Source organism: Flavobacterium covae (genome assembly GCF_001534645.1).
In the GTDB taxonomy this organism is placed as follows: domain Bacteria; phylum Bacteroidota; class Bacteroidia; order Flavobacteriales; family Flavobacteriaceae; genus Flavobacterium; species Flavobacterium covae.
This window is the reverse complement of sequence record NZ_CP013992.1, coordinates 3,254,769-3,277,597: the sequence shown is the minus strand read 5'-3', so window position 1 is coordinate 3,277,597 and position 22,829 is coordinate 3,254,769. Positions and strand designations below refer to the sequence as shown.

Here is a 22,829-nt window from a genome sequence, read left to right as displayed (position 1 = left end):
ACCATATAAATTAAAAAATTTAAAATTTAAAATTCGGGCTTTGTTTTTTTATTTAAAAATTTATTTTTGCATAATTAAATAAACTATTCATGAAAAAAATTTTTTTAGGGCTACTAGCCTTACAGGTACTTTTTGGTTGTTCAAAAAACGAAGAAGTCATTGAGGAAACTCCAGTATCAGTAACTGGTTTATTGGATGCACCTTATTCTTCCTTAACTTCAGAACAAAAAAAATTGAAATTAGAAACAGAAGCAAAAGCAACTGTTTCAGAGTTTGAAAAAACAAAAACATCTTCAACTATTGAAGCCATTCAAAATCTAGATAAATTATTGGAAATTGATAGAATTGATATCTTAAGTGGTGGTAATAATAATGGTATAAGTGATGTCTTTAATGTGTCTGATGTTTTTGGTATATACACTTGGAATAATACTGTTAAAAGATGGGAAAAAACAGTTTCAACAAATAACTTAACTTTTAGGTATCCTTCTAAAATTTCAGGAACTACTAATGACGCTGAAATAGTTTTAAACGCAACGCCTTCTCCTATTAAAGTTAATATAATTGATACTCCAAAACGTTATCAATGGGTGTATGATCCGAATATAGGAAATATGGTTCCAGTTCTAATATCTAATGAAGTACTAGATAAAATTCATTTACCTTTAACTGTTGATGCTACAATTAAAATAAAAGGTGTTGATTCTGGAAATATTAGTGTTGTAAATACATACAATAACAACAATCATATTCCTACAACATCTAATTTAAAATTAACATTAAACGATGGTTATGCTTTAGAAATCAAAAATAATAGAAATAGTTCTCCATCAATTGCTAGTGCTTTATTAACAAATAATGGTAAATCTATTTTAGGTTATAATTTTGATTCAAATGGTAACATTGATCAGTTTTTAAATAATCATAATTCTTCATCAACAGATTATGGTAAGGCAAATACTTTGATAACTATTCTAGATGATTTTGCTATTTTAGGATCAAGTGATATTGAAACTACTACGACAGAACTTGAAAAAGCTGAAAGCAGTATTCCTAAACCTAATTATTTTTCATCTGATTATTATATAAAATCTAATGAAAAAAGTAAAAAGATAAGCGATTTAAAAGCTGAACTTTATAATAAACATAGCAAATTAGTTTTAGTTTCTAAAAAGGATAAAAATAAAATTGCTAGTATTGTAGCAAAATCTGAACTCGTATCCTCAGGTAATACGCCTTTTGTTTGGAGAAATGGAACATGGGAATATAGTATGGGAACAGTTTATCAAAAAGTTGAGCGATATGATGTCAAATATTATCTAAAATTTGATGATAATTCAGTAGTTGCAATGAATGTGTATTTTTCTACTGGATTTGATACTTTAAAAAATCAAATAGAAGATTTTATAACTTTTTTAAATAAATAAATAAAAAGCTGTCTTTGACAGCTTTTTTTATACTATTTTATTTTTATTATCTTTACATCAGCACCATAACCAGCCCAAATTCCTAAGCCTCCTTTTATATTAGATTTTAGATTAAAAGTGGCTGGAAACAATGGATTTTGACCATTTAAAACATCATTTTGCCAGCTGTTCCAAAATTCGTAACTCTTTTTTTCTAATGTTCTTAATTTTATTTCTATAATTTTACCTGAAGGAAAATAGGTTTCGGTATTTTCTACTGGATAAAATTGAATCCCTTTTAATAAATTTAATTTTACTTTTTTTGTAATAAACGTTTCGTCATCAATTGTTCCGTATAAAGTAGGGATAAATAATGAATCTTTTCCAACTATTCTAGTTCCTATTTGATAGTAATTTTTGTTATCAGGATCTATAAACTCTATTCCTATTTTTCTTTTAAAATCATCTATTTTTTCAATACTTAGTTCTTTTATAGGTACAGATTCAGGAATACTTGTTTCAGCTCTTAATTCTTGTCCGTCAAACTCTATCGTTAAGGTATAAGTAAATCCTTTTTTACCTATTATATTTTCTCCTGTATAAATAAAAGGAGGAATATACCCATTTACCATTTTTAGATGTAATATTTCAGTATTTATCCCATCTGAAACAGTCACTTTGGCTGCCCTTAAAAAATATTTATCAATATTATTTTGGTTAAAATTAGTATTAGTGGGTATGCTTTTTGATAAAATTACATTTGCCACACCATTTTCTTCAATCCAACCTTCAACAATCAATTTAGGTTTTGAAACTTTAGTATCGTTTAGATTGTCTTGACAAGAATAAAAAGAAAACACCAATACAGTAATTTTTAAACTAAAATTTAAAATACCAATTAATCGAAGGTAAAATTTTGTAAAATACTTTATCATTTTTTGTAATGGATAATTGTTCTTCATTTTTTTCAAAATTGACTGATTGATATACTGGATTTTCAATATTAAATAAGTTATAAACACTTAAAGTAATTTTGCTTTCCTTTCTTTTATTTTTCATAATCCAAAAATTAAAAGAAAAATCTGTTCTGTTATAAAAAGGAAGCTGTGCTTTATTATATTCGTTATACTCTTTTACAGGAACATTATTTACAAAATATATCTGATCTGCAGAAGTAAAACGGTTCCCAGAACTTAGTATTTGTGTAAAACCTATCACAAATTTTGGAGTGAAACTATAAGTTATAATTGTTGTAAAATTATGTCTTCTATCGTATTTGGCGTAAAAATTACTACCTTCATCAATCCTTGGAAAGCTTCTTAATGATTTACTCCAAGTATAACTCATCCAACCTTTAAATTTTCCATTTTCTTTCTTCAATAAAAACTCAAAACCATAAGCTTTACCATTTCCTATGAAAATATCTTTTTCTATAGAAGAGGCTTCATTAAATTGAGAAAGAGCAAATGGATAAATTAATAAATCTTTCATTTCATTGTAAAATAAATCAAAATTCGTAACAATATTTTTATTGAAATGATGGTTTATACCAAAAGAAATTTCTTTTGACTTTTGAAAAGGGATATTATTTGCTGATGCAACCCAAAAATCTGTTGGAATTCCAATACTAGAAGTGGTAACTAAACTTAAATGTTGACTTTTTTGAGCCAAAGTAATATAATAATTTGTGTTTCTTTTTTCATTAAAATAAATACCTAACTTAGGCTCAAAGGAATACTTATTTGAACTAGAGTGATTAAAGTAATTGAAACGAATTCCCGATTTAAGATTGATATTATCTGTTATAAAAAAATTAAAATCTTGATAGATTGAAAATAAATTAGAATTAATATTCTCATATTTTGTTTTAGGTGTAAAACCAAAATTAGCCAAAATTAAATTATAAGGTGAAATTGTATAATTATTATAACTTAATCCTATTTCGGATTTAATTTTATAAATATTGTAAATAATATTACTCTTTAAACTAAAATCAGTAATAGAAGTATTTACTTTTATAGATAAATCATGTTGAAGTATATTCATTGAAGATAGACTCTTAGAAAAATATGCGTTTGCAGTAAATTTAAATTTTTCATTTTTAGAATGTTGGAACTGAGTAGCAGCAATATAATTTTTCCAAGTTAGATTAATATCAGCAAATAACTCTTCACTGTTATATTTTAATTTATCTTTACTTGTCATAAAATCAAAAATGAGCTTGGATTTATTACTCATTTTATGTAGATAAGAAAAATTAATATCTTCGAAACTGTAATTTACTTCATTTTTAACATTAATTAATTTAAGAAAATCATCTAGATAAGTTTTTCTATAAGATAAAGAAAACACAGTTTTTTTATAAGGTATTTTAATATTAAACTGAGAAGCTAACAAACCTAAATTAACCTGAAAACTTGCCTTATCAATACTCATAATATTACTCTTAGTATTAATGTAAGCCCCTAGTATATTACCATTAACAGAACTTAAATTTGATTTATCATACATTAATTCACCTATATGAAAAGCATTATAATAAGGAAATATTCCAAACAAATGAGCTGATCCATACACTGGTACATCATTATATTTAAAAATAGAATGCCCAGCATCTCCTCCTCTAACATACAAATATCCGTTAATATCACCTGAATTTTGAACACCAGGAGTTAATTGCAAAATCTTTGAAACATCAATACTACCAGTTAAAGAAGGCAAATCGCTCAATTGAGATACATTTAATTTTAAAAAATTCTTATCATTTTTAAAAAATGTTTTCCTTTTATCCTCTGTAATAATAATTTCATCAATTTTCTTATTCTCTTTTAAAATAATATTTAAATCAGTATCCTCAGTAATTTTAAAATCAGATTCGTAATTTATATAACCTTCAGCTTCAATTTTAATATTTATTTTATCATCTGTTATTTTGAAATTAAAATTACCCAAACTATCAGTTACAATAGTTTTATCAAAACCTTTAATAGTAAATGTAACCAATGCAATAACTCCCTTTTTATTTATATTTTTTACATTTCCATTTATTTTAAAAGTATTTTGAGTCCAAACAAACGTATTCAAAAATAGTATACAGTATAAAAAGATAGGCTTCAATGATTATAGTATTTAAAAATTTAACTAACAAATATAAGTATTATGACTACTTTTGGATTCTTTAAAATTCTGATTTAATGAAAATGTTTCTTACTTACCTTTTAATTGTAAATATCCTTTCGTTAATACTCTTCGGAATTGACAAATTATTAGCTATAAAAAACAAAAGACGCATATCTGAAAAAGATTTATTAAGTATCTCATTAATAGGAGGTGCTATAGGTAGTTTATTAGGAATGTTTATATTTAAACACAAAACTTCAAAAATAAGTTTCATTTGGCGATTCACAATTATATTTATTGCCAACGTAATAGGAATTTACTTTTTACTGAAATAATAGCCTTTCTTAATTTTTCATTCAAAAAAGGCTATTAATTTATAATATAAAATCTAAGTAATTTTTCTTATTTACAATTTCAAAAGTAGCATCAGGATATGCTTTAGCAAAAGCCGTTGGAATTTTTGTTTTCTTATTTTCATTCCATTTAAACTCATATCCAGCTAAATTATCTGCACTTTCTTCAAGCCAATCTAATTCTTGCTGATCATAAGTACGCCAAAAATAATTTTGTTTATATAACTTATGATAAATTTGTTTTTTTAAACGCTCAGAAACCAGATAATTTTCCCATAAATCACCTATATCCATACGATTTTGTAATGTATTAAAATTTCCAATAATAGCATTACGAATACCATTATCAAAAAAATACCAACGACTACTTTTAGTAATTTCTTTTCTTAAATTACGTGAAAAACCATCTACTCTAAAAACAATAAATACTTTAGTCAATAAATCTAAATAACGCTCTACTGTATTCTTAGATAATTGTAATTGCTTACCTAATTCTTGTAAAGAAACCTCTTTCCCTATTTGAAAAGCAATAAGCCTTAATAAATCATAAATTTTATTAGAGTTTTTAATACCATCAAAAACCAATATATCTTTTAATAAATATGAATTTATAATTTCACGTAAATACTTTTGTTTGTCATACCATGATTCATAGTGCGTTAACTCTGGATAGCCTCCATAAATTAATCGCATCTCAAGATTTTCAACTGTTTCTTTATAATTTTCATATTCCGAAAATTCTATCTGAGACAATGGGTATAGATACAAAGTATTTTTTCTTCCAACCAAAGGTTCACCCAATTTATTATTTAAGTCAAACATAGATGATCCTGTTGCAATCACCTTTATTCCATCAATCGTATCAACAATAAATTTTAATATCAATCCTATTTCCTCTATCGCTTGTGCTTCATCAATTACTAATAAATTAATATTTCGTAATAATCTTTTATAGTTTTCAAACGTTCTTTCTTCTAAAAGTCTTGCATCATTTTTATCTTCACCATTAAGTTGTAACACCTTTTCATCTGTAACTTCTACATATTTTTTTATAAGTTGGGTTTTACCTACACGTCTTGCACCCAACAAAATCAGTACTTTATTAGGATGTAAATAATTATTAAAATCATCAAATACGGCTCTTTTAATGTAATTCATAAGGCTATATTTATTAAAATTTATAAATACAAATTTAATAAAAATATTAATTCCGTCAGTAAACTGACGGAATTAATATAAATTAAGTCAATAAACTGACGGAATTAACATAATTTATTAAAATTTTCCTCTATAATTTCGCTTTAAAAATAGCAAGGCTGATTCTATTACCTCTCCCATAGAGTTGGCTTTTTTAAACTGCATATCATGAGTAAATAGATATATTTCCTTTTTCAACCGTTCTAGTTTTTCAATAGTAGATAACTGCATAGATTTCATTGCCTGCAACAAATCATTCAATCTTTCTTCAGAACCTACCATTCTTTTTACCATAATTGAACGTTCTTCATTTTGATATTGCTCAATAGAATTAACTTCTAATTTTTCACTTACCAATTTACTAAATTGAAAATTTTCTTTAAACAAATGAGGTTTATATAATTTAAAATCTCCTTCATAACATTGTTGGTCAAAGTCAATAGCTCGAATTTTAAAAACCAAATGATCATAATCATAAATAGGAATTACTACAAAATTATATGAACGCATATCACCCAAGAGTCCTATCATACAGCGTTCATTAAATTTTACAAATTCTTTAGCAATTTGAGCTTTTTCTGATTCAGAACAATTTGATAAATGTTGCTTTATAAAAATATCACCTGGAATTCCCACAATATGTTCTTCTATAAGTGTGTCTTTAAATACTAAATAATTAATTCGATTAGGAGAAATTATATCTTCTAATTCTAGTCCAAAAATACGTGAAGCATCTGCTTTTTTTACATAAAAATGGGTGTAATTATCATTTAGTATATTTCTAACTTTTATCCTAAATGGTTTAGAATTACCAAAAGTACAAAAGTCTATATGGTCTACATTTAAGAATTGTATTTTACTTTCATCTCCATCTGAATGTAGTAATGTATAAATCTTTTTAAGACTAAAATCTATTTCATTCTTTTCATATTCATTATAATAAACCCTAATCCATAAAGTATCTTTTCCTTTAGTATCATAAACCACTACAGAACCTTGAAATCGCAATAAATCTTCATAAAACACACTCGTTTTGGTTAACCTTTTGTATTTTTCTAAATAATCATACAATAAATTGTTAATTGGATAATATTTTTTTTTAAATAAAGGTTTTTCTGAAGTCATACACAAAAAATCACGAAAAATTTCTACATTGTTATAAGTAAATATACAGCAATAAATTGGGGAAAACCGCAATATCTTTGCAAAAAAATTGAGTATGGATACCTTACAAATTATAAGTTATACGGGTGTATTTGTCTTTGCCGTAACGGGTGTACTAAAAGCACGGACTAAACGTTTTGATATTTTTGGTGCATCTGTATTGGCATTCTGTATGGCGTATGGAGGCGGTACTCTACGAGATTTATTAATAGGTATACGTCCAGTAAATTGGGTAAATGATAATGTAGCTATTATAATAGTACTAACCTCAACTATTATAGCTTTCTTTTTTAAATTAAACTCAAGCTTAATAAAAAAATTAATATTTTGGATTGACGCTTTTGGTATTGGGCTTTTTACAGTAGTAGGCATACAAGTAGCATTAAGAAATGCTATTCCTAATGGTTATGCACTAATTATGGGAATGATTACAGCTACGTTTGGTGGTTTATTAAGTGATGTGCTTTGCAACAAAGTACCCGCCTTATTAAAACCAGGACAATTATATGCCACAGCTTGCATAATAGGAGGTGGTTTGTATTTGATAATGGTAAATTACAAAATGCAATCCGATACCAGTATGATTTTAAGTGTGTTTATCACCGCCGCGATTCGAATTTATGCGATTCGAAGAAAATTACAATTACCCATTATATAAAAAAGGATGCTAGTAGAGCATCCTCTTATTTTAATATTGAACTATAAACACTTTAAGGACTTCTTTTTAAAATTCAGATTGGATTTTGGTGTAATTTTCAAACTTTTTTAATTTCAAAATTTCCAGGACTTTTATATGATTTAGCTTGGGAATTAAAACCTAATCGTTCAATCTCTTTTTCAATATCATTCACATTTGGTGTAGGAATTGATGTAGAATTAACTTGAAATTCATATCCTTTAGACATATTTCCATAATTTCCTTTTGCTTTTAATTTATATACAGCCATAATTATGTATTTTGCAGTTATTAATTCTTATTTCAAAAACTTACTCACTTCACTAGCTACTTCTTTCAATAGCAAATCAGAAATTCCAATACTTAATTGGTGTGTGTTTATTACAATTTTTGTTTTACTTGTATGAACCCAAAATGGTTGAGTGTTGTTATTTGTATTGGCATATCTTTTTTCTAAAAATTTTACGTCAAAAATTTTCTCAATTTCATTATAACCATCAGAAATCTCAAAATATCCAACCCCAGAAATAATTACAACAGAAAAATCTTTAAAAAAATCTGATGACAAAATATTTTTCTTTCTAAACGGTATAGAGTCTGTTTTTGCATCTTTCGTTTTTCTACTTGGAGTCGAATTTACTTCTGTTAAAAATGAGTACTCGTGAAAATTAATTGATTTATTATCTAGGTCATTAAAAATGAAATTAATTAATTTTTGATAATTCATCCAAGTTTTACTGGTTCCAAAATTTTTTCCATCATTTATGGTAAGCATTTGACCTTTATAGGGATATAATGGTGAATAATTTTGGAAATCTCTTTCCTTTATTTTATCAGAATTAAAATCTCTAAGATTATTCCAATCTTTAAAGTTTTCTAAAATTTCTTTATTGTATTGCTCCTCATCTATCTCTCTAATTATAGATGCCTCTTTGCCAATTATTAAAATATTTGAAAACGGATTTCCTGTCCCTATATATTTAAACTCCTCACAAACATCTTGTTTGTTTTTTAAATCAGATAATATTTTTTTAAATAATTCTTCCCTATTTTTCATTTTTTAATAATTAGTTTGTTTATTTAAAACAAATCTAAAATTAAAAATTTGATGGTGAAACTTGAAAGAAAAGAATTTTTATCTAATCCTGAACTATAAATTCTTTTGGGTCGGCTTTTTTGTATTCTGGTTGAATGTTAATATGATTGATACCAAATTTTTCAAATAAAAGCACTTCAATTTGAAATAATAAATCATTAAATTCACTCATTTTAATATCTTCTGCACAGTCTAAATGAGCTTCTAAATGCAATTCTTCTTCATTCAAATGCCAAACATGGATGTGATGCAACTTCCCTACCCCAGGAATTCGATGTACTTCGCGAACAATGGCTTTGATATCAATCTCTTCAGGTGTAAATAACATCAACATTTTAGTAGAAGATTTTAATAAATCGATACCAACAAAAATTAAATAAATTGATATTAACAAAGTCAGTACACTATCTACCCAAAACCAACCATAAAACTTCATTAATAATCCACCTACTAAAACCGCAACTGATGCCATCATATCTGTTAACAAATGCAAATAAGCTGATTTCATGTTTAAGTTGTGTTCGGCATCTTTTTGTAAAAGCAAAACAGATACCCCATTAGCAACTATACCTAACAAGGCTAACCAAATGACTAAATTAGACTGAATAGGTTCGGGATGAAAAAATCGCTTCACGGCTTCTACTCCTAATATGATAGCAACAATTAACAAGGTCATGGCATTGACAAAAGCCGAAATTAACTCCGCACGTTTGTAACCAAAAGTTTGGTCAATCGAAGCTTTCCTTCTGGATAATTTATGCGCCACTAGACTAAAAACCAAAGAAAGCACATCAGAGAAATTATGTAAAGCATCTGAAATCAATGCTAAACTTCCAGATAACATCCCTCCTATAGCTTGCGCCAGAGTTATTAACAGGTTTAACAATATCGAAAAAACAAGGTTCTTCCCTTCTACTTCGTGCTTATGGATATGGACATGGTTGTGATTATCAGACATTTTAGACAAATTTTCTTAAATAAAATTTAGCAATCAACAATAAAAAAATAAAACTAAAACCAACACCAAAAGAAAAAATTCTCCAATATAATTTATAGGCTTTTTTATCTCCATTTATTAGTAGTTGATTAGCCTTCAGTAAATGAAATTTATAGAGAAAATAATTTGTTAAAAATATAAATGCTTTTTCAGTAAATGTAAAATTATGTTCTTTTACTTCTATTTTTTCTAAATCTCTCCTATCAATTTCAAGTATAATTTTACTTTTCAAATCCTTATCAATAGCATCTGATTTAAAAAGTTCAATTAATTGATTATCGGAAAGTTTTTCAATATTATTCATCATTTACAAGCAATTTTCTTCACACGATTGGCGTGTCTACCCCCTTCAAATGGCGTATCTAAAAATGTTTCCACCATTGCTACAGCCTGAGGAATTGAAGTATAACGCGCTGGTATACTAATAATGTTTGCATCGTTATGTTGACGCGCTAATTCAGCAATTTCAACCGTCCAACATAAAGCACAACGAATATCTTGGTGTTTGTTAGCTGTCATCGAAATTCCGTTTCCACTTCCGCAAATCACAATACCAAAATCGGCTTTTTTGCTTTCTACATCATAAGCCACAGGGTGACCAAAATCAGGATAATCTACGCTATCAAAAGCATCGGTACCATGATTGATAACCGTATGACCGTTGTTTTCTAAGTATTGTACAATAGCATTTTTATAATCAGGACCAGCATGGTCGTTTCCTATTGAAATAATCATAAGTGTGTTGTTTGTATTTATAGTACAAAAATACATATTAATATGTATCAAGAGAACGCATCGAAATAAAATGAAATCTTTTTATTACTATATAGAATGACTATTCCTTAAAATGATGTTGATTAAATTATAATTACTTAATTTTCAATACATTATACAGTTATTAACAAAACAGTTAATAACTTAAAACCTTATTTTTCAAGGATTTATAAACTTAAAAAAACAAGAATTTTTAGGTTGTTAACAAACCAAAAAATAGCCTTGATTTTCAAGGGATTGCAGTCTAATAAAAATTGTTAATAAGTAATAAGAGAAAAATAAAACTTTTTTTGACTTCTAAAGATTTTTTTCATAATCCAAAATCAGTTTTAATTATGCAAGAAAAGTTTCGGTGACTTTTTGGAAAATTATTCAATAGATATTCACAGTTATTAACAACTATTAACAACCTAAGTTTTCAAAAAAAGAAACTAAAATATATATGTTAACAACTGTTAATAAACTAATATAATTAACTATAAAACAACTCTTTAACCTTTCAAAAACTTGTTAATATCATTGTATAACTCCGTAAAACTCAATAAACAAAACAAAATTTAAAAAGTTTTAAGTCTTATTAACACACTATCATAACCATCAAATTTTATTTTTTTAAAAAATCTTCTTTTCTATTTTTTTAGTTATTGTTAAAAACTCTTGATTTTAGAAAAAAATTAAAACTGTTAAACTTTATATTTTTTTTAAATCTGATGACTAGTTACTGATAACTGAATACTATTTTGTAATTTTCAGCGATATTTAAAAAATGAAGATGAGTAAAAAGCCTAGAAGATTTAGTAAAGGGGTGAAAGACTTTTCGGGAAAAATTTTGAAACTGCTTTCTAAAGAGCCTAATAAGCCTTTTAATTACAAGCAGATAGCGTCCCGATTAGATGTAGATGATACCAAAAGTAGAAATGAAATTATAAAGGATTTAAAAATCCTAGCCTCTAAAAAACAGATTTTAGAAATTGAACCTGGAAAATATATCGTAAAAGCGCAGAGTCAGGATTACTACGAAGGCATTATTGATATGACTGCACGTAAAAGTGCGTATTTGCTATGCGAAGATTTTGAGGAAGATGTGTTTATTCCTTTCGCTAATTTGAATCATGCCTTGCATGGCGATAAGGTAAAAGTGTATGTGTACAACCGTCGTAAAGGCAAACGTCCCGAAGCTGAAGTGATTGAAGTTTTGGAACGTGAACGTATGGAATTTGTGGGAGTGATTGATGTGCAAAAGAATTTTGCTTTTGTAACTACTGCTAACCCAAAAATGTACACGGATATTTTTATTCCCAAAGAAAAAATGGGTGAAGCTAAAGATGGTGATGTTGTTTTAGTTAAAATTGAAGATTGGCCTAAAAAAGCAGATTCTCCTTTTGGAAGTGTTGAAAAAGTATTGGGTCGTCCTGGAGAACATGATACAGAAATTCATGCCATTCTTGCTGAGTATGGTTTGCCTTATGATTTCCCTGTGGAAGTTGAAGCCTATGCTAAAAAGTTAGATACGTCTATTCAAGCCGAAGAAATTGCCAAGCGTCGTGATATGCGTAATGTATTGACATTCACGATAGACCCTAAAGATGCAAAAGATTTTGATGATGCTCTTTCTTTCCAAATTTTAGAAAATGGAAACTATGAAATTGGGGTTCATATTGCCGATGTTTCGCACTATGTTCAGGAAGGGACTATCTTAGATGATGAAGCTTTCAAGCGTGCTACTTCAGTGTATTTGGTGGACCGCGTGGTGCCTATGTTGCCAGAAGTCTTGAGTAATTTTGCCTGTTCGTTACGTCCGCATGAAGAAAAATATACGTTCTCTGCCGTTTTTGAAATCAATGCAAAAGCGCAAGTGGTGAACCAGTGGTTTGGTCGTACCGTAATTTATTCTGACCAGCGTTTTGCTTATGAAGAAGCGCAACATATTATTGAAACCAAAGGAAATACTATTCCTGCTGAAATTTCATTGACCGAAGAAACCTACATTGTTCCTGATGCTATCGTCGAAGCGACTTTGAAATTAGATGAATTGGCTAAAATTTTAAGAAGAAATCGTATGAACAACGGTGCTATTTCTTTTGATAAAGTTGAAGTCAAATTCAAATTAGATGAAAACGATGAGCCTGTAGGGGTTTATTTTAAAATCGCTAAAGATGCTAACCATTTAATTGAAGAGTTCATGTTGTTAGCCAACAGAAAGGTAGCCGAATTCATTGGTAAACAAAAGAAAACTTTTGTGTATCGTATTCACGATGAACCAGATGAAAATAAGTTAATGAATTTACAAGGCGTAATTTCTAAGTTTGGGTATTCGTTGAATTTCAAATCAAAAGATACCATTTCTAAATCGTTGAATACTTTGTTAGAAAATGTAGTAGGGAAAAAAGAGCAAAATATGGTGGATACTTTAGCTATCCGAACCATGAGTAAAGCTAAGTATTCTACTGAAAATATTGGTCATTACGGATTAGCGTTTGATTATTATTCACATTTTACTTCGCCTATTCGTCGTTATCCAGATGTTATGGTACACCGTTTGCTACAGCAATATCTAGATGGAGCTAAAAGTGCTGATGAAGAAGCTTATGAAGAAAAATGTGTGCATTCATCAAATATGGAAAATAGTGCTTCCAATGCCGAACGCGATTCTATCAAGTATATGCAGGTGAAATACATGCAAGACCACAAAGACCAAGAGTTTTTAGGTGTGATTTCTGGTGTAACAGAATGGGGAATTTATGTAGAAATTGTTGAAAACAAATGTGAAGGAATGATTCGCATTCGTGAAATAAAAGAAGACTATTATACGTTTGATGAAAAACAATATGCTTTAGTAGGTCAAGTGACTAAAGATTTGTTGCAGTTAGGGGATGAAGTTTGGGTAAAAGTGAAAAACGCTGACTTAGTGAAAAAACAATTGGATTATCATTTTATTAGAAGAAATTAAATGAGTATTCAGTATTCAGTGTTCAGTAGCAGTTTTGAACAGAAGTATGAAGCCAATTTTTCAAATAATACAAAATTTTAAATGATAATAAATTTTATAAAGAAGAATATTTCTGTTTTTAACATATTAGCATTTCTATTTTTTCTGTTTATAATTTTTATAAATCCTGAAGGAAAAGTAGGTGGATGTGGTAAAGGTTTTATTTTTTTAGGAAAAATAATTTTTGGTTTTCTTGCCTTGGGTTTGATTGCTTTTGACTTAGTTTTAAAAGCAATCATTAAATCAAGAAGCAAATTAAATGTTATTGAATTAATCATTTTTCTTTTGTCTACATTGTTGATTTTTATATAATTATGAAAAAACATGTAATAGCCTTTTCGTTATTTGCTGTAAGTGTGATGAGTGCACAAACCAGTAAATCTCTTGGAACCATTTCTAAAGTAACGGGTTTTGACCAAATTGAAATTCATTTGGTTCCCGCTACTGAAACCAAAATTGAATTAAAAGGAACGAATTCTGAAGCAGTTGAATTAGTTACTAAAGATGGAGAATTGAAAGTACGTATGCCTTTTGGCAAAATGTTAAAAGGCGATGCTATTACCGCTACGGTGTATTTCAAAGCTTTAGAAGCGGTTGAAGCCAATGAAGGAAGTTTAGTTACTAGTGATGCTACTTTAAAATCAGCTATGTTTGATATTATTGCTAAAGAAGGTGGTAAAGTTGAATTAGCTGTCGAAGCCTCTAAAATTAATGTCAAAACCAGTAGCGGTGGTATAGTTACTTTAGGTGGAAAAACACAAACTATAGATGCAGTTTCTACAGCGGGTGGCATTTTAGAAGCTAAAAATTGTGTTACACAACAAGCTACGGTTACCGTAAATGCGGGTGGACAAATTGATATTTCAGCCTATGATGTGGTGGATGCTAAAGCAAGAGCTGGAGGAAATATTACTATTTATGGTAAACCTAAGCAAGTAAATGAAAAAACCATTTTTGGTGGAAATATTACGATACGAAGAGATAAAAACCAATAAAAACTATATTGATTAATAGATCTTTTGAAATAAAATTTTCTTAAAATTACTAAAAATTAGATTTTTCAAGAATATAGAATTAAATTGCCAATTAATTCTAGCAGTTAATTTATGTTACAATATATTTTAAGCAACGGAATTCCTTTAGGTATTTTCCTGAGCTTTATGATTGGTCCTGTTTTTTTTGTTTTATTAGAAACTAGTATAACAAAAGGATTTAGGGCCGCTTTGTTTTTTGATTTAGGAGTTGTTCTTGGAGATATCTTCTTTATAGGTCTGGCTTATTTAGGAAGTTATCGTTTGATTCAAAGTTTAAAAGATGATCCTGCGTTATTTATTTTTGGAGGAATTGTCATGTTAGCTTATGGTATTATTTCTTATGCCAAATTATACAAAGCCAGTAAAAATATAGAAGAAGATGAGGAAGTTGTAGATTTAATAAAGAAAAACTATATAAGTCTATTCATAAAAGGTTTTTTATTAAACTTTATTAACATTGGAGTTCTAGGATTTTGGTTATTAATCATCATTACTTTTGGTCCTCGTTTAGAAATGGATAGCTCAAATGTTTTTTGGTTTTTTACAACTGTTATACTTTCTTATTTAACTACAGATGTCTGTAAAATATTAGCTGCAAAACAATTGCGTTCTAAACTAACTCCATCTAATATTATTAAAATCAAAAAAGTCAGTTCTATACTATTAATAATTTTTGGAGCCATACTGTTAGCCCAAGGTTGGTTTCCTTCTGATAAACAATTTGTAAAAGATACAATTGAGAAAATAGAAAAAGAGTAATGTTTCCATTACTCTTTTTTTGTATAATTAAAATTCAAAATACTTATTTTATTTTTGGTAATTTCATGCCCAATAAAACCCCTAATCTAAAAATAAACAAATATGAAAAAATTATTACTTCTAATTCTTTTACCTGTTGTTATTTACAGTCAAAATGATTCTATTACTACTTCTAAACCCAATCTTTCTTTAATAGGATTAAATAAATTAAATATTGTATACAAAGGGATTCCCAATCCAATTTCTATTCAAGTAAAAGAATCAAAACCTTTTAAAATTAAAGGAGAGGCACTTTTTCAGTCTTCTGATGGTAACTATACCCTTCAACCTAAAAATGGCAAGGAAACGAAAGTATTTGTGGAAATTAACACCTCTGATAGTACAAAAGTAATTGAAGAACATACCTTGAGAGTAAAAGATTTGCCTTTGGCCGCTTTGTTAGTTAATCAAAAAGGATGTATTAATAGTGATTGTGTCTTAGAAATTCCTACCAAAGAATTATTAAATGCAGAAATTACATTCAAATTAATTGATTTTTTATTAGACTATAGTATTACGGTTACAGGATTTCGTCTGCATTTGACTAATATGGCAGGTGAATTCCTAGATAGTTTTGAAATCAAAGGAAATAAAATTCCAGCAGATGTGTATGAAGCTATATTAAATAAAGATAAAGCTACATTAATTCAAATTCATAAAATTACTTTTTTATCAGATTTAAATTTAGCTATTTCCAAAACTCCCGTTATAAAAATTAAAAAAGTCTAATTTTTTTAAGAGTATAATACACTATTTTTTAGATAGTTATATTGTTTTTAAAATATTTTTATAAATAAGATGCTAAAAGTAGTTTGTAAATATAAAAAACTGTCTTATATTTGCACTCGCAATACGGAAGTAGAGCGAGATATACTGGAGAAATGGCAGAGTGGTCGAATGCGGCAGTCTTGAAAACTGTTGACTGTAACAGGTCCGGGGGTTCGAATCCCTCTTTCTCCGCAAGCCAAAAGGAAAAAAGGTCTGAGTAATCAGGCCTTTTTTATTTTATATAAATTTCTAAATTACGGATGAAGGATCAAGTCAAATTTTTCTTTTTATCCTATATTAAAAAAGAAGTTGAAATGTGAAGATATAAAAAAAACCTCCCAATTTCTTGGAAGGTTTTTGAGGCATCGCCCGGATTCGAACCGGGGTAGACGGTTTTGCAGACCGGTGCCTAGCCGCTCGGCCACGACGCCATTGCGGATGCAAATATAATCAAAAGTTTATATTTTAAAAGCTTTCTGATTAAAAGTTTATCTTTTTTTTGTTATTAAAATACTAACTTCTTGAACATCACCGCCTATTGGTGGATTAATTTTTGCTACTTCTACGGTTATTTTTTCCACTAATTGTAGTTCATTTAGTGTTCTGTCAATAATTCTTTGGGCTACATGCTCTAATAATTCCGAACGAATAGCCATTTCCTCTACCACAATTTTGTTTAAATGTACATAATCTACGGTATCTGCAAGTTTATCAGTTTGTGCAGATTGAGTTAAATCAGCTTCGATTTCTAAATCTACTCTATAATGACTCCCTATTTTACTCTCTTCTACTAAACATCCGTGATTCGAAAAGGTTCGTATATTTTTTAATCGTATTATTCCCATTTTGTTCAAAAGTTTAAGATTTTATAAGTTTATAATGTAAGGTTGGTCTTCTAAACCTACTAAACAAGACAACTTATAAACTCTTTTTTCTATCTTTGTCAAAAGTATAAAAATTACCATGTCGAATACTGAAAAATCTTTGAATTTTATAGAGCAAATCATTGAAGAAGACTTAAAAAATGGTTTGTCACAAGATAAATTGCGTTTCCGTTTTCCACCAGAACCTAATGGTTATTTGCATGTTGGACATGCTAGTGCTATTTGTTTGAATTTTGGTTTGGGATTAGATTATAACGCGCCCGTTAACCTTCGTTTTGATGATACTAATCCTTCTAAAGAAGAACAAGAATATGTTGATGCGATAAAGCGTGATGTAGAATGGCTTGGTTTTCAGTGGGATAAAGAATGTTATGCTTCAGATTATTTTCAAGAATTATATGACTGGGCTGTTGTTTTAATCAAAAATGGCAAGGCTTATGTTGATAATTTGTCATCTGAAGAAATGGCAAAACAAAAAGGTACGCCTACGCAACCTGGAGTAAATAGTCCGAATCGTGACCGATCTGTAGAAGAAAATTTAGATTTATTCACTCGTATGAAAAACGGTGAATTTCCTAATGGTTCTTATGTGTTACGTGCCAAAATTGATATGGCATCTCCTAATATGTTGATGCGTGATCCGTTGATGTATCGGATAATGCACGAGCATCATCATCGTACGGCTAATCAATGGTGTATTTACCCTATGTACGATTGGGCACATGGAGAAAGTGATTATATGGAACAGATTTCGCATTCGTTCTGTACACTTGAATTTTTGCCTCACCGTGAATTATATGATTGGTTCTTAAATAACATTTATGATAGTTCAAAAACACGTCCAAAACAACGTGAATTTGCTCGTAGAAATTTATCACATACGGTAGTTTCAAAGCGTAAATTGTTACAATTAGTACAAGAAGGACATGTAACTGCATGGGATGATCCTCGAATGAGTACCATTTCTGGGATGCGTCGTCGTGGTTATACACCAGCTTCGATACGTAATTTTGCTAAAACGATTGGTATTGCTAAACGTACGAATTTGATTGATGTTTCATTACTTGAGTTCTGTGTACGTGAAGATTTAAATAAGACTGCCCCACGTGTTATGGCGGTTCTAGATCCTGTAAAATTGGTAATAACTAATTATCCTGAAGGGCAAGAAGAATGGTTAGAAGCTGAAAATAATCCTGAAGAAGAAGTATTGACTTTTAGAAAAGTACCTTTTTCTAAAGTATTATATATTGAAAGAGAGGACTTTAAAGAAGAGGCAGATAAAAAGTTTTTCCGTTTGAAATTAGATGGAGAAGTACGTTTAAAAAATGCGTATATCATTAAAGCGGAGTCTGTTATTAAAGATGAGGCAGGTAATATTATAGAAATTCATGCGACGTATGATGCAGATTCGCGTTCAGGTAGTGGTACAGAGGCTTCTAAACGTAAGGTAAAAGGAACTATTCATTGGGTATCAGCTAATCATGCAATTGAAGCTGAAGTTCGTGTCTATGACCGTTTATTTACGCATGAAAATCCAGATGGTAACAAAGAAGTTGATTTTAAAGAGTTTATTAATCCAAATTCTTTAGCCGTTATCAAAGGATATTTAGAACCTAGTTTAGCTAGTGCAAAGGAATTAGAACATTTTCAGTTTCAACGTTTAGGTTACTTCTGTGTAGATAAGGAATCTACTGAAAATCAGCTTGTTTTCAACAAAACAGTTGGTTTGAAAGACACTTGGGCAAAGGTTGAAAGTAAAGAAGAATAGTTAAATAAATATTTATTTTTTAAAGAGCTTAATGATTAAATTGAGCTCTTTTTTTATTACTTTTAATATCATTAATTTAATATGTTAATCTATGAAAAAAATTACTTCTGGCATTTTTTGCTTTTTTATGTATGTACAATCACAAGCAAATATTATTGTTCGTGATATAGCTGATTTTACATTTACACCTGATGTATCTCTTGATATTGATTTTAATAATGATGCGATTCCAGAGTTTAGCTTTCAAGAAATGGGAGGTTCTGTAGGAAGTTTATTTAACCCTGCAGATGTTAATTTTATTGTTACAGGCACTTTAGCTAGTGGTCATGGTTGGGATATTATTAAATCTTTAGCACTTGGTTCAACTATTTCAAATTCAAGTAGTTTTGATGCACAAGGTGATGCTTATATTAATCCTAATTGGGCTAATCCAAATGAAAAATTTCCCATAGGAGATTCTTATATTGGATGTTTTTTCAAAATTTCTGGGGTTAAATATTATGGTTGGTTATTAGTTAATAGTACGGCTAATGGAGTTATTACTCTTAAAAGTTATGCTTATAATAATGTACCTGGTCAGAGTATTAACGTAGGTGAAACTTTAGGTACTGAAAATTTTAAATCTATTTCAGTTAGTCATTATCCTAATCCTGCTCAAACAAATGTTTTTGTAGATACTGCAGAAAAAATTAAAAAAGTTATTTCTTATGATATTAATGGAAGAACTTTAGAATTGCCTTATTCTTTTTCTTCGATTGATATTAGTAAGTTAGAGGAAGGACATTATTTTTTAGATGTGTTTTTTGAAAGCGATAAAAGAAGTATTATGAAAATTATTAAGAATTAATACTTTTAATAGTTTTTTGTTATTATAGGTTTTTTTTATTGTTTTTAAAAATTAATAGATTTTATTTTATTATTTTGGCTTTTATATTTTTAATTTAAGCAATAAAAAAAAATAGATAAGGTGATTTTATTACTATTAGTATAATAGTTTCTTAAAAAGCTTTAAAATAAAAAAGTGGTCATTTGACCACTTTTTTATTTTTTAAACATTTTCTTCAGAGTTATGATCTCCAAAATTTTCTTCTAGAAACTTTTTAGCTTGCTCTTGTTTCTTTTTGGTACCTAATTTCATAGCTTCTCCTACTTGATTGCTTGCTGAAAAACTTGCTACCATATTATTTAACATATCGGTTGAAGCTTGTGGTGAGTTAGGTAATAAAATTAAGTTAGAGTTGGTATCACTACCAATTGCTTGTAAAGTATCATAATGTTGAGTTACCACAATAAGTGCGGAGGCTTCTTGTGAATTAATCCCTACTTTATTTAATACATCTACGCTTTCTACTAAGCCACGTGCAATTTCACGACGTTGATCTGCAATACCTTGTCCTTGTAAGCGTTTGCTTTCTGCTTCCGCTTTAGCTTTAGCCACAATTCTAATACGTTGTGCTTCTGCTTCATATTCAGCAGCTGTTTTTTCGCGATCAGCAGCATTAATACGGTTCATAGCATTTTTTACTTGTATATCTGGATCAATATCAGTAACTAAAGTATTTATAATATCATATCCATAAGTAGTCATTGCTTCATTTAATTCGCGTTTTACAGCTACGGCAATATCATCTTTACGTACAAAAACATCATCTAAAATAAGTTTAGGTACCTCTGCTCGAACTACATCAAATACATAAGAGGTAATTTGATCGTGAGGATATTCTAATTTATAAAAAGCATCGTATACTTTTTCTTGAATTACTTTGAACTGTACTGAAACTTTCATTTTAACAAATACGTTATCTTTTGTTTTAGTTTCAATAACCACATCTAGTTGTTGTATTCTTAAATTTACGCGTCCAGCTATACGATCAATAATTGGAATTTTAATTTGCAAACCAGATTGTCTAATGCTATTAAATTTACCAAAACGTTCCACCACTACAGCGGTTTGTTGTTTTACAGTGAAGAAGGATGATATTAATAAAATAAATCCAAAGAAGATAAAAAGAATAAATAATGAGTTCATAATAAAAAAATTAGTTTGTTAAATATTTATTTATATGTGTAAGCGAACTTTTTTACATATATTATTTTGATTTATAAAAGTATAACCCCCAGCATTTGCTGAGGGTTATACTTTTATATACTTGTTATAGCTCTTTTTAAACGTTTAATAGTTTCTTCTTTTCCAAGAATCTCTACAATATCAAATAAATGGGGTCCCATCATTTTTCCTACTAAACTTAATCGGAAGGGTTGCATTACTTTACCCATCCCAATTTCATTAGCTGTCAACCATTCTTTTACTAATGTTTCGATAGTTGCACTTGTAAAATCTGAAATTCCTTCTAAAACAGTAATCAATTGGTTTAATAATTCAGGAGTTTCTTCTTTCCAATTTTTTAAACCTTTTTCATCATAAGATGTAGGGGCTACAAAGAAATAATCAGTTAGATCCCATAAATCAGTTACAAAATTTGCACGTTCTTTGTTTAAGGAAACAATTCTTTCTAAATCTAAGGAAGTTGTAATCCCTCTTTTTTCCAATTCCTTAGCAAAACTATTAGTTAGTGAGTTATCACTTTTCCCTAATAAATACTGATGATTGAACCATTTGTTTTTTTCAGGGTCAAATTTAGCTCCCGATTTATTTACACGTGCTAAATCAAATTTGTTTATTAATTCTTCTAATGAAAAGATTTCTTGTTCTGTACCATCATTCCAACCTAATAACGCAAGGAAATTTACTACAGCTTCTGGGAAGAAACCATTTTCACGATACCCCATAGAAGTATTTTCTTCTGTTTTCCATTCTAATGGGAATACGGGGAATCCCATTTTATCACCATCACGTTTTGATAATTTGCCATTGCCTACCGGTTTTAATATTAATGGTAAGTGTGCAAATTCAGGTGCTTCCCAACCAAAGGCTTTGTATAATAGCACGTGTAATGGTAATGATGGTAACCATTCTTCACCACGAATGACATGTGAAGTTGCCATTAAATGATCATCAACAATATTAGCTAAGTGATAAGTAGGCATACCATCACTTTTAAATAATACTTTATCATCTAATAGATTAGTATCAAATTTTATATCCCCACGGATAATATCTTTTAATTCTAATATTTGATTAACAGGAGTTTTAAAACGTACTACATAAGCATCACCATTAGCTATGCGTTTTTCTATTTCTTCTTTTGATAAGGTTAAGGAGTTATCTAAAGCTTCTCGAACGGTATGATTATATATAAAAGTTTGACCATTAGTTTCTGCGGATTTTCTTAGTTCATCCAGTTTTTCAGCTGTATCAAAAGCATAATAAGCCCATCCTTTTTCAATTAATTCGTCAGCATATTGTTTATATATTGGCTTACGTTCACTTTGGCGATAAGGACCAAATTTTTCATTTTTCCCTACCGTTTCATCGGGAGCTATTCCTAACCATTCTAGAGCTTCAAAAATATAAGCTTCTGCTCCAGGAACAAAACGAGTTTGATCTGTATCTTCTATTCGTAGATAGAATGTCCCGTTATGTTTTTTAGCGAATAAATAATTAAATAAGGCTGTTCTTACACCGCCTATATGTAAAGGTCCTGTTGGACTGGGTGCAAAACGCACTCTAACTGGCTTTGACATTTTTTTATTGTTTTTGTTATTTATTACACAAAGCATCATTTTGAGTCTAGTTAAGAGGCAATGTGTTTTACAAAGATACATCATACTCTTTACATATTTGTTTGATTTTGAGTATTGCTATTGTATTTGATAATTTACTAACTTTATAGGTTATAATTAA

22 protein-coding genes and 2 tRNA genes are annotated in these 22,829 nt (G+C 28.9%); 10 read left to right on the top strand and 14 right to left on the bottom strand.

All coding sequences use genetic code 11. The annotated features are described in order from the left end of the window. Nucleotides 1–89 precede the first annotated feature (89 nt). Nucleotides 90–1,427, top strand: a complete 1,338-nt coding sequence (locus AWN65_RS14310; RefSeq protein ID WP_060383753.1) for a hypothetical protein — start codon at nt 90–92, stop codon at nt 1,425–1,427. A 32-nt stretch (nt 1,428–1,459) separates the two neighbouring features. On the opposite strand, the gene AWN65_RS14305 is transcribed toward AWN65_RS14310, so the two are convergent. After that, nucleotides 1,460–2,341, bottom strand: coding sequence for a DUF4249 domain-containing protein (locus AWN65_RS14305; RefSeq protein WP_158447627.1), 882 nt, complete (start codon nt 2,339–2,341; stop codon nt 1,460–1,462). Beyond that, on the bottom strand, nt 2,286–4,490 hold the full coding sequence (locus AWN65_RS14300) for a TonB-dependent receptor (RefSeq protein ID WP_060383751.1): 2,205 nt from the start codon (nt 4,488–4,490) through the stop codon (nt 2,286–2,288). Before AWN65_RS14300 ends, AWN65_RS14305 begins: the two co-directional genes overlap by 56 nt. A gap of 110 nt (nt 4,491–4,600) precedes the next feature. Between AWN65_RS14300 and AWN65_RS14295 the strand changes: the two genes are divergently transcribed. Then, nucleotides 4,601–4,861 carry a DUF1294 domain-containing protein gene (locus AWN65_RS14295; protein WP_060383750.1) on the top strand — a complete coding sequence of 87 codons (261 nt, stop codon included), beginning with the start codon at nt 4,601–4,603 and terminating at the stop codon, nt 4,859–4,861. A gap of 39 nt (nt 4,862–4,900) precedes the next feature. Here AWN65_RS14295 and AWN65_RS14290 read toward each other — a convergent pair whose 3' ends face one another. Next, nucleotides 4,901–6,037 (bottom strand): ATP-binding protein, encoded by a 1,137-nt coding sequence (locus AWN65_RS14290; protein ID WP_060383749.1) that lies wholly within the window; start codon nt 6,035–6,037, stop codon nt 4,901–4,903. A 117-nt stretch (nt 6,038–6,154) separates the two neighbouring features. Further along, nucleotides 6,155–7,201 (bottom strand): hypothetical protein, encoded by a 1,047-nt coding sequence (locus AWN65_RS14285; RefSeq protein ID WP_060383748.1) that lies wholly within the window; start codon nt 7,199–7,201, stop codon nt 6,155–6,157. Between the two features lie 94 nt (nt 7,202–7,295). Between AWN65_RS14285 and AWN65_RS14280 the strand changes: the two genes are divergently transcribed. Next, nucleotides 7,296–7,898, top strand: coding sequence for a trimeric intracellular cation channel family protein (locus AWN65_RS14280; RefSeq protein ID WP_060383747.1), 603 nt, complete (start codon nt 7,296–7,298; stop codon nt 7,896–7,898). 97 nt (nt 7,899–7,995) lie between these two features. Here the strand turns inward: AWN65_RS14280 and AWN65_RS14275 are convergent, their stop codons facing one another. The 5 genes from AWN65_RS14275 to rpiB form a co-directional block, all read right to left on the bottom strand. Further along, nucleotides 7,996–8,187 carry a hypothetical protein gene (locus tag AWN65_RS14275; protein ID WP_060383746.1) on the bottom strand — a complete coding sequence of 64 codons (192 nt, stop codon included), beginning with the start codon at nt 8,185–8,187 and terminating at the stop codon, nt 7,996–7,998. 27 nt (nt 8,188–8,214) lie between these two features. Then, nucleotides 8,215–8,973: a hypothetical protein gene (locus tag AWN65_RS14270; protein WP_060383745.1), complete on the bottom strand. Its 759-nt coding sequence runs from the start codon at nt 8,971–8,973 to the stop codon at nt 8,215–8,217. A gap of 82 nt (nt 8,974–9,055) precedes the next feature. Continuing rightward, nucleotides 9,056–9,970, bottom strand: coding sequence for a cation diffusion facilitator family transporter (locus AWN65_RS14265; RefSeq protein WP_060383744.1), 915 nt, complete (start codon nt 9,968–9,970; stop codon nt 9,056–9,058). A gap of 1 nt (nt 9,971) precedes the next feature. Next, nucleotides 9,972–10,313 carry a hypothetical protein gene (locus AWN65_RS14260; RefSeq protein ID WP_060383743.1) on the bottom strand — a complete coding sequence of 114 codons (342 nt, stop codon included), beginning with the start codon at nt 10,311–10,313 and terminating at the stop codon, nt 9,972–9,974. Beyond that, the gene (rpiB, locus tag AWN65_RS14255; protein ID WP_060383742.1) at nt 10,313–10,744 is read right to left on the bottom strand and encodes a ribose 5-phosphate isomerase B; all 432 of its coding nucleotides are present in this window, start codon (nt 10,742–10,744) and stop codon (nt 10,313–10,315) included. Before rpiB ends, AWN65_RS14260 begins: the two co-directional genes overlap by 1 nt. A gap of 811 nt (nt 10,745–11,555) precedes the next feature. Between rpiB and rnr the strand changes: the two genes are divergently transcribed. Further along, on the top strand, nt 11,556–13,733 hold the full coding sequence (rnr, locus tag AWN65_RS14250; RefSeq protein WP_060383741.1) for a ribonuclease R: 2,178 nt from the start codon (nt 11,556–11,558) through the stop codon (nt 13,731–13,733). Between the two features lie 77 nt (nt 13,734–13,810). Here the strand turns inward: rnr and AWN65_RS14865 are convergent, their stop codons facing one another. After that, on the bottom strand, nt 13,811–14,050 hold the full coding sequence (locus AWN65_RS14865; RefSeq protein ID WP_145902573.1) for a hypothetical protein: 240 nt from the start codon (nt 14,048–14,050) through the stop codon (nt 13,811–13,813). A gap of 36 nt (nt 14,051–14,086) precedes the next feature. On the opposite strand from AWN65_RS14865, the gene AWN65_RS14240 reads away from it, so the two are divergent. The 4 genes from AWN65_RS14240 (at nt 14,087) to AWN65_RS14225 (ending at nt 16,564) form a co-directional block, all read left to right on the top strand. Beyond that, nucleotides 14,087–14,767, top strand: a complete 681-nt coding sequence (locus AWN65_RS14240) for a head GIN domain-containing protein (protein WP_060383739.1) — start codon at nt 14,087–14,089, stop codon at nt 14,765–14,767. A gap of 111 nt (nt 14,768–14,878) precedes the next feature. Continuing rightward, nucleotides 14,879–15,565, top strand: a complete 687-nt coding sequence (locus tag AWN65_RS14235) for a LysE family translocator (RefSeq protein WP_014165837.1) — start codon at nt 14,879–14,881, stop codon at nt 15,563–15,565. A gap of 102 nt (nt 15,566–15,667) precedes the next feature. Then, complete coding sequence (locus AWN65_RS14230; protein WP_060383738.1) at nt 15,668–16,333, top strand: GldM family protein; 666 nt, start codon at nt 15,668–15,670, stop codon at nt 16,331–16,333. Nucleotides 16,334–16,479: 146 nt separating this feature from the next. Beyond that, nucleotides 16,480–16,564 (top strand) — tRNA-Ser (locus tag AWN65_RS14225). Between the two features lie 168 nt (nt 16,565–16,732). Here the strand turns inward: AWN65_RS14225 and AWN65_RS14220 are convergent. Both AWN65_RS14220 and folB read right to left on the bottom strand, forming a co-directional pair. Beyond that, nucleotides 16,733–16,803: transfer RNA gene (locus AWN65_RS14220), tRNA-Cys, on the bottom strand. 57 nt (nt 16,804–16,860) lie between these two features. Next, nucleotides 16,861–17,217, bottom strand: coding sequence for a dihydroneopterin aldolase (gene folB / locus AWN65_RS14215; RefSeq protein ID WP_060383737.1), 357 nt, complete (start codon nt 17,215–17,217; stop codon nt 16,861–16,863). A gap of 118 nt (nt 17,218–17,335) precedes the next feature. On the opposite strand from folB, the gene AWN65_RS14210 reads away from it, so the two are divergent. Both AWN65_RS14210 and AWN65_RS14205 read left to right on the top strand, forming a co-directional pair. After that, the gene (locus tag AWN65_RS14210; RefSeq protein WP_060383736.1) at nt 17,336–19,024 is read left to right on the top strand and encodes a glutamine--tRNA ligase/YqeY domain fusion protein; all 1,689 of its coding nucleotides are present in this window, start codon (nt 17,336–17,338) and stop codon (nt 19,022–19,024) included. A gap of 91 nt (nt 19,025–19,115) precedes the next feature. Continuing rightward, nucleotides 19,116–19,871 carry a T9SS type A sorting domain-containing protein gene (locus AWN65_RS14205; protein ID WP_060383735.1) on the top strand — a complete coding sequence of 252 codons (756 nt, stop codon included), beginning with the start codon at nt 19,116–19,118 and terminating at the stop codon, nt 19,869–19,871. Between the two features lie 201 nt (nt 19,872–20,072). Here AWN65_RS14205 and AWN65_RS14200 read toward each other — a convergent pair whose 3' ends face one another. Then, complete coding sequence (locus AWN65_RS14200; RefSeq protein WP_060383734.1) at nt 20,073–21,053, bottom strand: SPFH domain-containing protein; 981 nt, start codon at nt 21,051–21,053, stop codon at nt 20,073–20,075. Nucleotides 21,054–21,166: 113 nt separating this feature from the next. Further along, entirely contained in the window at nt 21,167–22,669 is a 1,503-nt protein-coding gene (gene gltX, locus AWN65_RS14195) for a glutamate--tRNA ligase (protein WP_060383916.1), read from the bottom strand. Nucleotides 22,670–22,829 lie beyond the last annotated feature (160 nt).

Excerpts from the sequence above, each read along its gene's own strand:
- gltX (WP_060383916.1), bottom strand. The coding sequence starts at position 22,669 with ATGTCAAAGCCAGTTAGAGTGCGTTTTGCACCCAGTCCAACAGGACCT.
- AWN65_RS14205 (WP_060383735.1), top strand. The coding sequence starts at position 19,116 with ATGAAAAAAATTACTTCTGGCATTTTTTGCTTTTTTATGTATGTACAA.
- AWN65_RS14280 (WP_060383747.1), top strand. The coding sequence starts at position 7,296 with ATGGATACCTTACAAATTATAAGTTATACGGGTGTATTTGTCTTTGCC.
- AWN65_RS14290 (WP_060383749.1), bottom strand. The coding sequence starts at position 6,037 with ATGAATTACATTAAAAGAGCCGTATTTGATGATTTTAATAATTATTTA.
- AWN65_RS14235 (WP_014165837.1), top strand. The coding sequence starts at position 14,879 with ATGTTACAATATATTTTAAGCAACGGAATTCCTTTAGGTATTTTCCTG.
- AWN65_RS14230 (WP_060383738.1), top strand. The coding sequence starts at position 15,668 with ATGAAAAAATTATTACTTCTAATTCTTTTACCTGTTGTTATTTACAGT.
- AWN65_RS14310 (WP_060383753.1), top strand. The coding sequence starts at position 90 with ATGAAAAAAATTTTTTTAGGGCTACTAGCCTTACAGGTACTTTTTGGT.
- AWN65_RS14275 (WP_060383746.1), bottom strand. The coding sequence starts at position 8,187 with ATGGCTGTATATAAATTAAAAGCAAAAGGAAATTATGGAAATATGTCT.
- rpiB (WP_060383742.1), bottom strand. The coding sequence starts at position 10,744 with ATGATTATTTCAATAGGAAACGACCATGCTGGTCCTGATTATAAAAAT.
- AWN65_RS14285 (WP_060383748.1), bottom strand. The coding sequence starts at position 7,201 with ATGACTTCAGAAAAACCTTTATTTAAAAAAAAATATTATCCAATTAAC.
- AWN65_RS14305 (WP_158447627.1), bottom strand. The coding sequence starts at position 2,341 with ATGATAAAGTATTTTACAAAATTTTACCTTCGATTAATTGGTATTTTA.
- AWN65_RS14270 (WP_060383745.1), bottom strand. The coding sequence starts at position 8,973 with ATGAAAAATAGGGAAGAATTATTTAAAAAAATATTATCTGATTTAAAA.
- AWN65_RS14865 (WP_145902573.1), bottom strand. The coding sequence starts at position 14,050 with ATGATTAATTCAATAACATTTAATTTGCTTCTTGATTTAATGATTGCT.
- folB (WP_060383737.1), bottom strand. The coding sequence starts at position 17,217 with ATGGGAATAATACGATTAAAAAATATACGAACCTTTTCGAATCACGGA.
- AWN65_RS14260 (WP_060383743.1), bottom strand. The coding sequence starts at position 10,313 with ATGAATAATATTGAAAAACTTTCCGATAATCAATTAATTGAACTTTTT.
- rnr (WP_060383741.1), top strand. The coding sequence starts at position 11,556 with ATGAGTAAAAAGCCTAGAAGATTTAGTAAAGGGGTGAAAGACTTTTCG.
- AWN65_RS14240 (WP_060383739.1), top strand. The coding sequence starts at position 14,087 with ATGAAAAAACATGTAATAGCCTTTTCGTTATTTGCTGTAAGTGTGATG.
- AWN65_RS14210 (WP_060383736.1), top strand. The coding sequence starts at position 17,336 with ATGTCGAATACTGAAAAATCTTTGAATTTTATAGAGCAAATCATTGAA.
- AWN65_RS14265 (WP_060383744.1), bottom strand. The coding sequence starts at position 9,970 with ATGTCTGATAATCACAACCATGTCCATATCCATAAGCACGAAGTAGAA.
- AWN65_RS14200 (WP_060383734.1), bottom strand. The coding sequence starts at position 21,053 with ATGAACTCATTATTTATTCTTTTTATCTTCTTTGGATTTATTTTATTA.
- AWN65_RS14295 (WP_060383750.1), top strand. The coding sequence starts at position 4,601 with ATGAAAATGTTTCTTACTTACCTTTTAATTGTAAATATCCTTTCGTTA.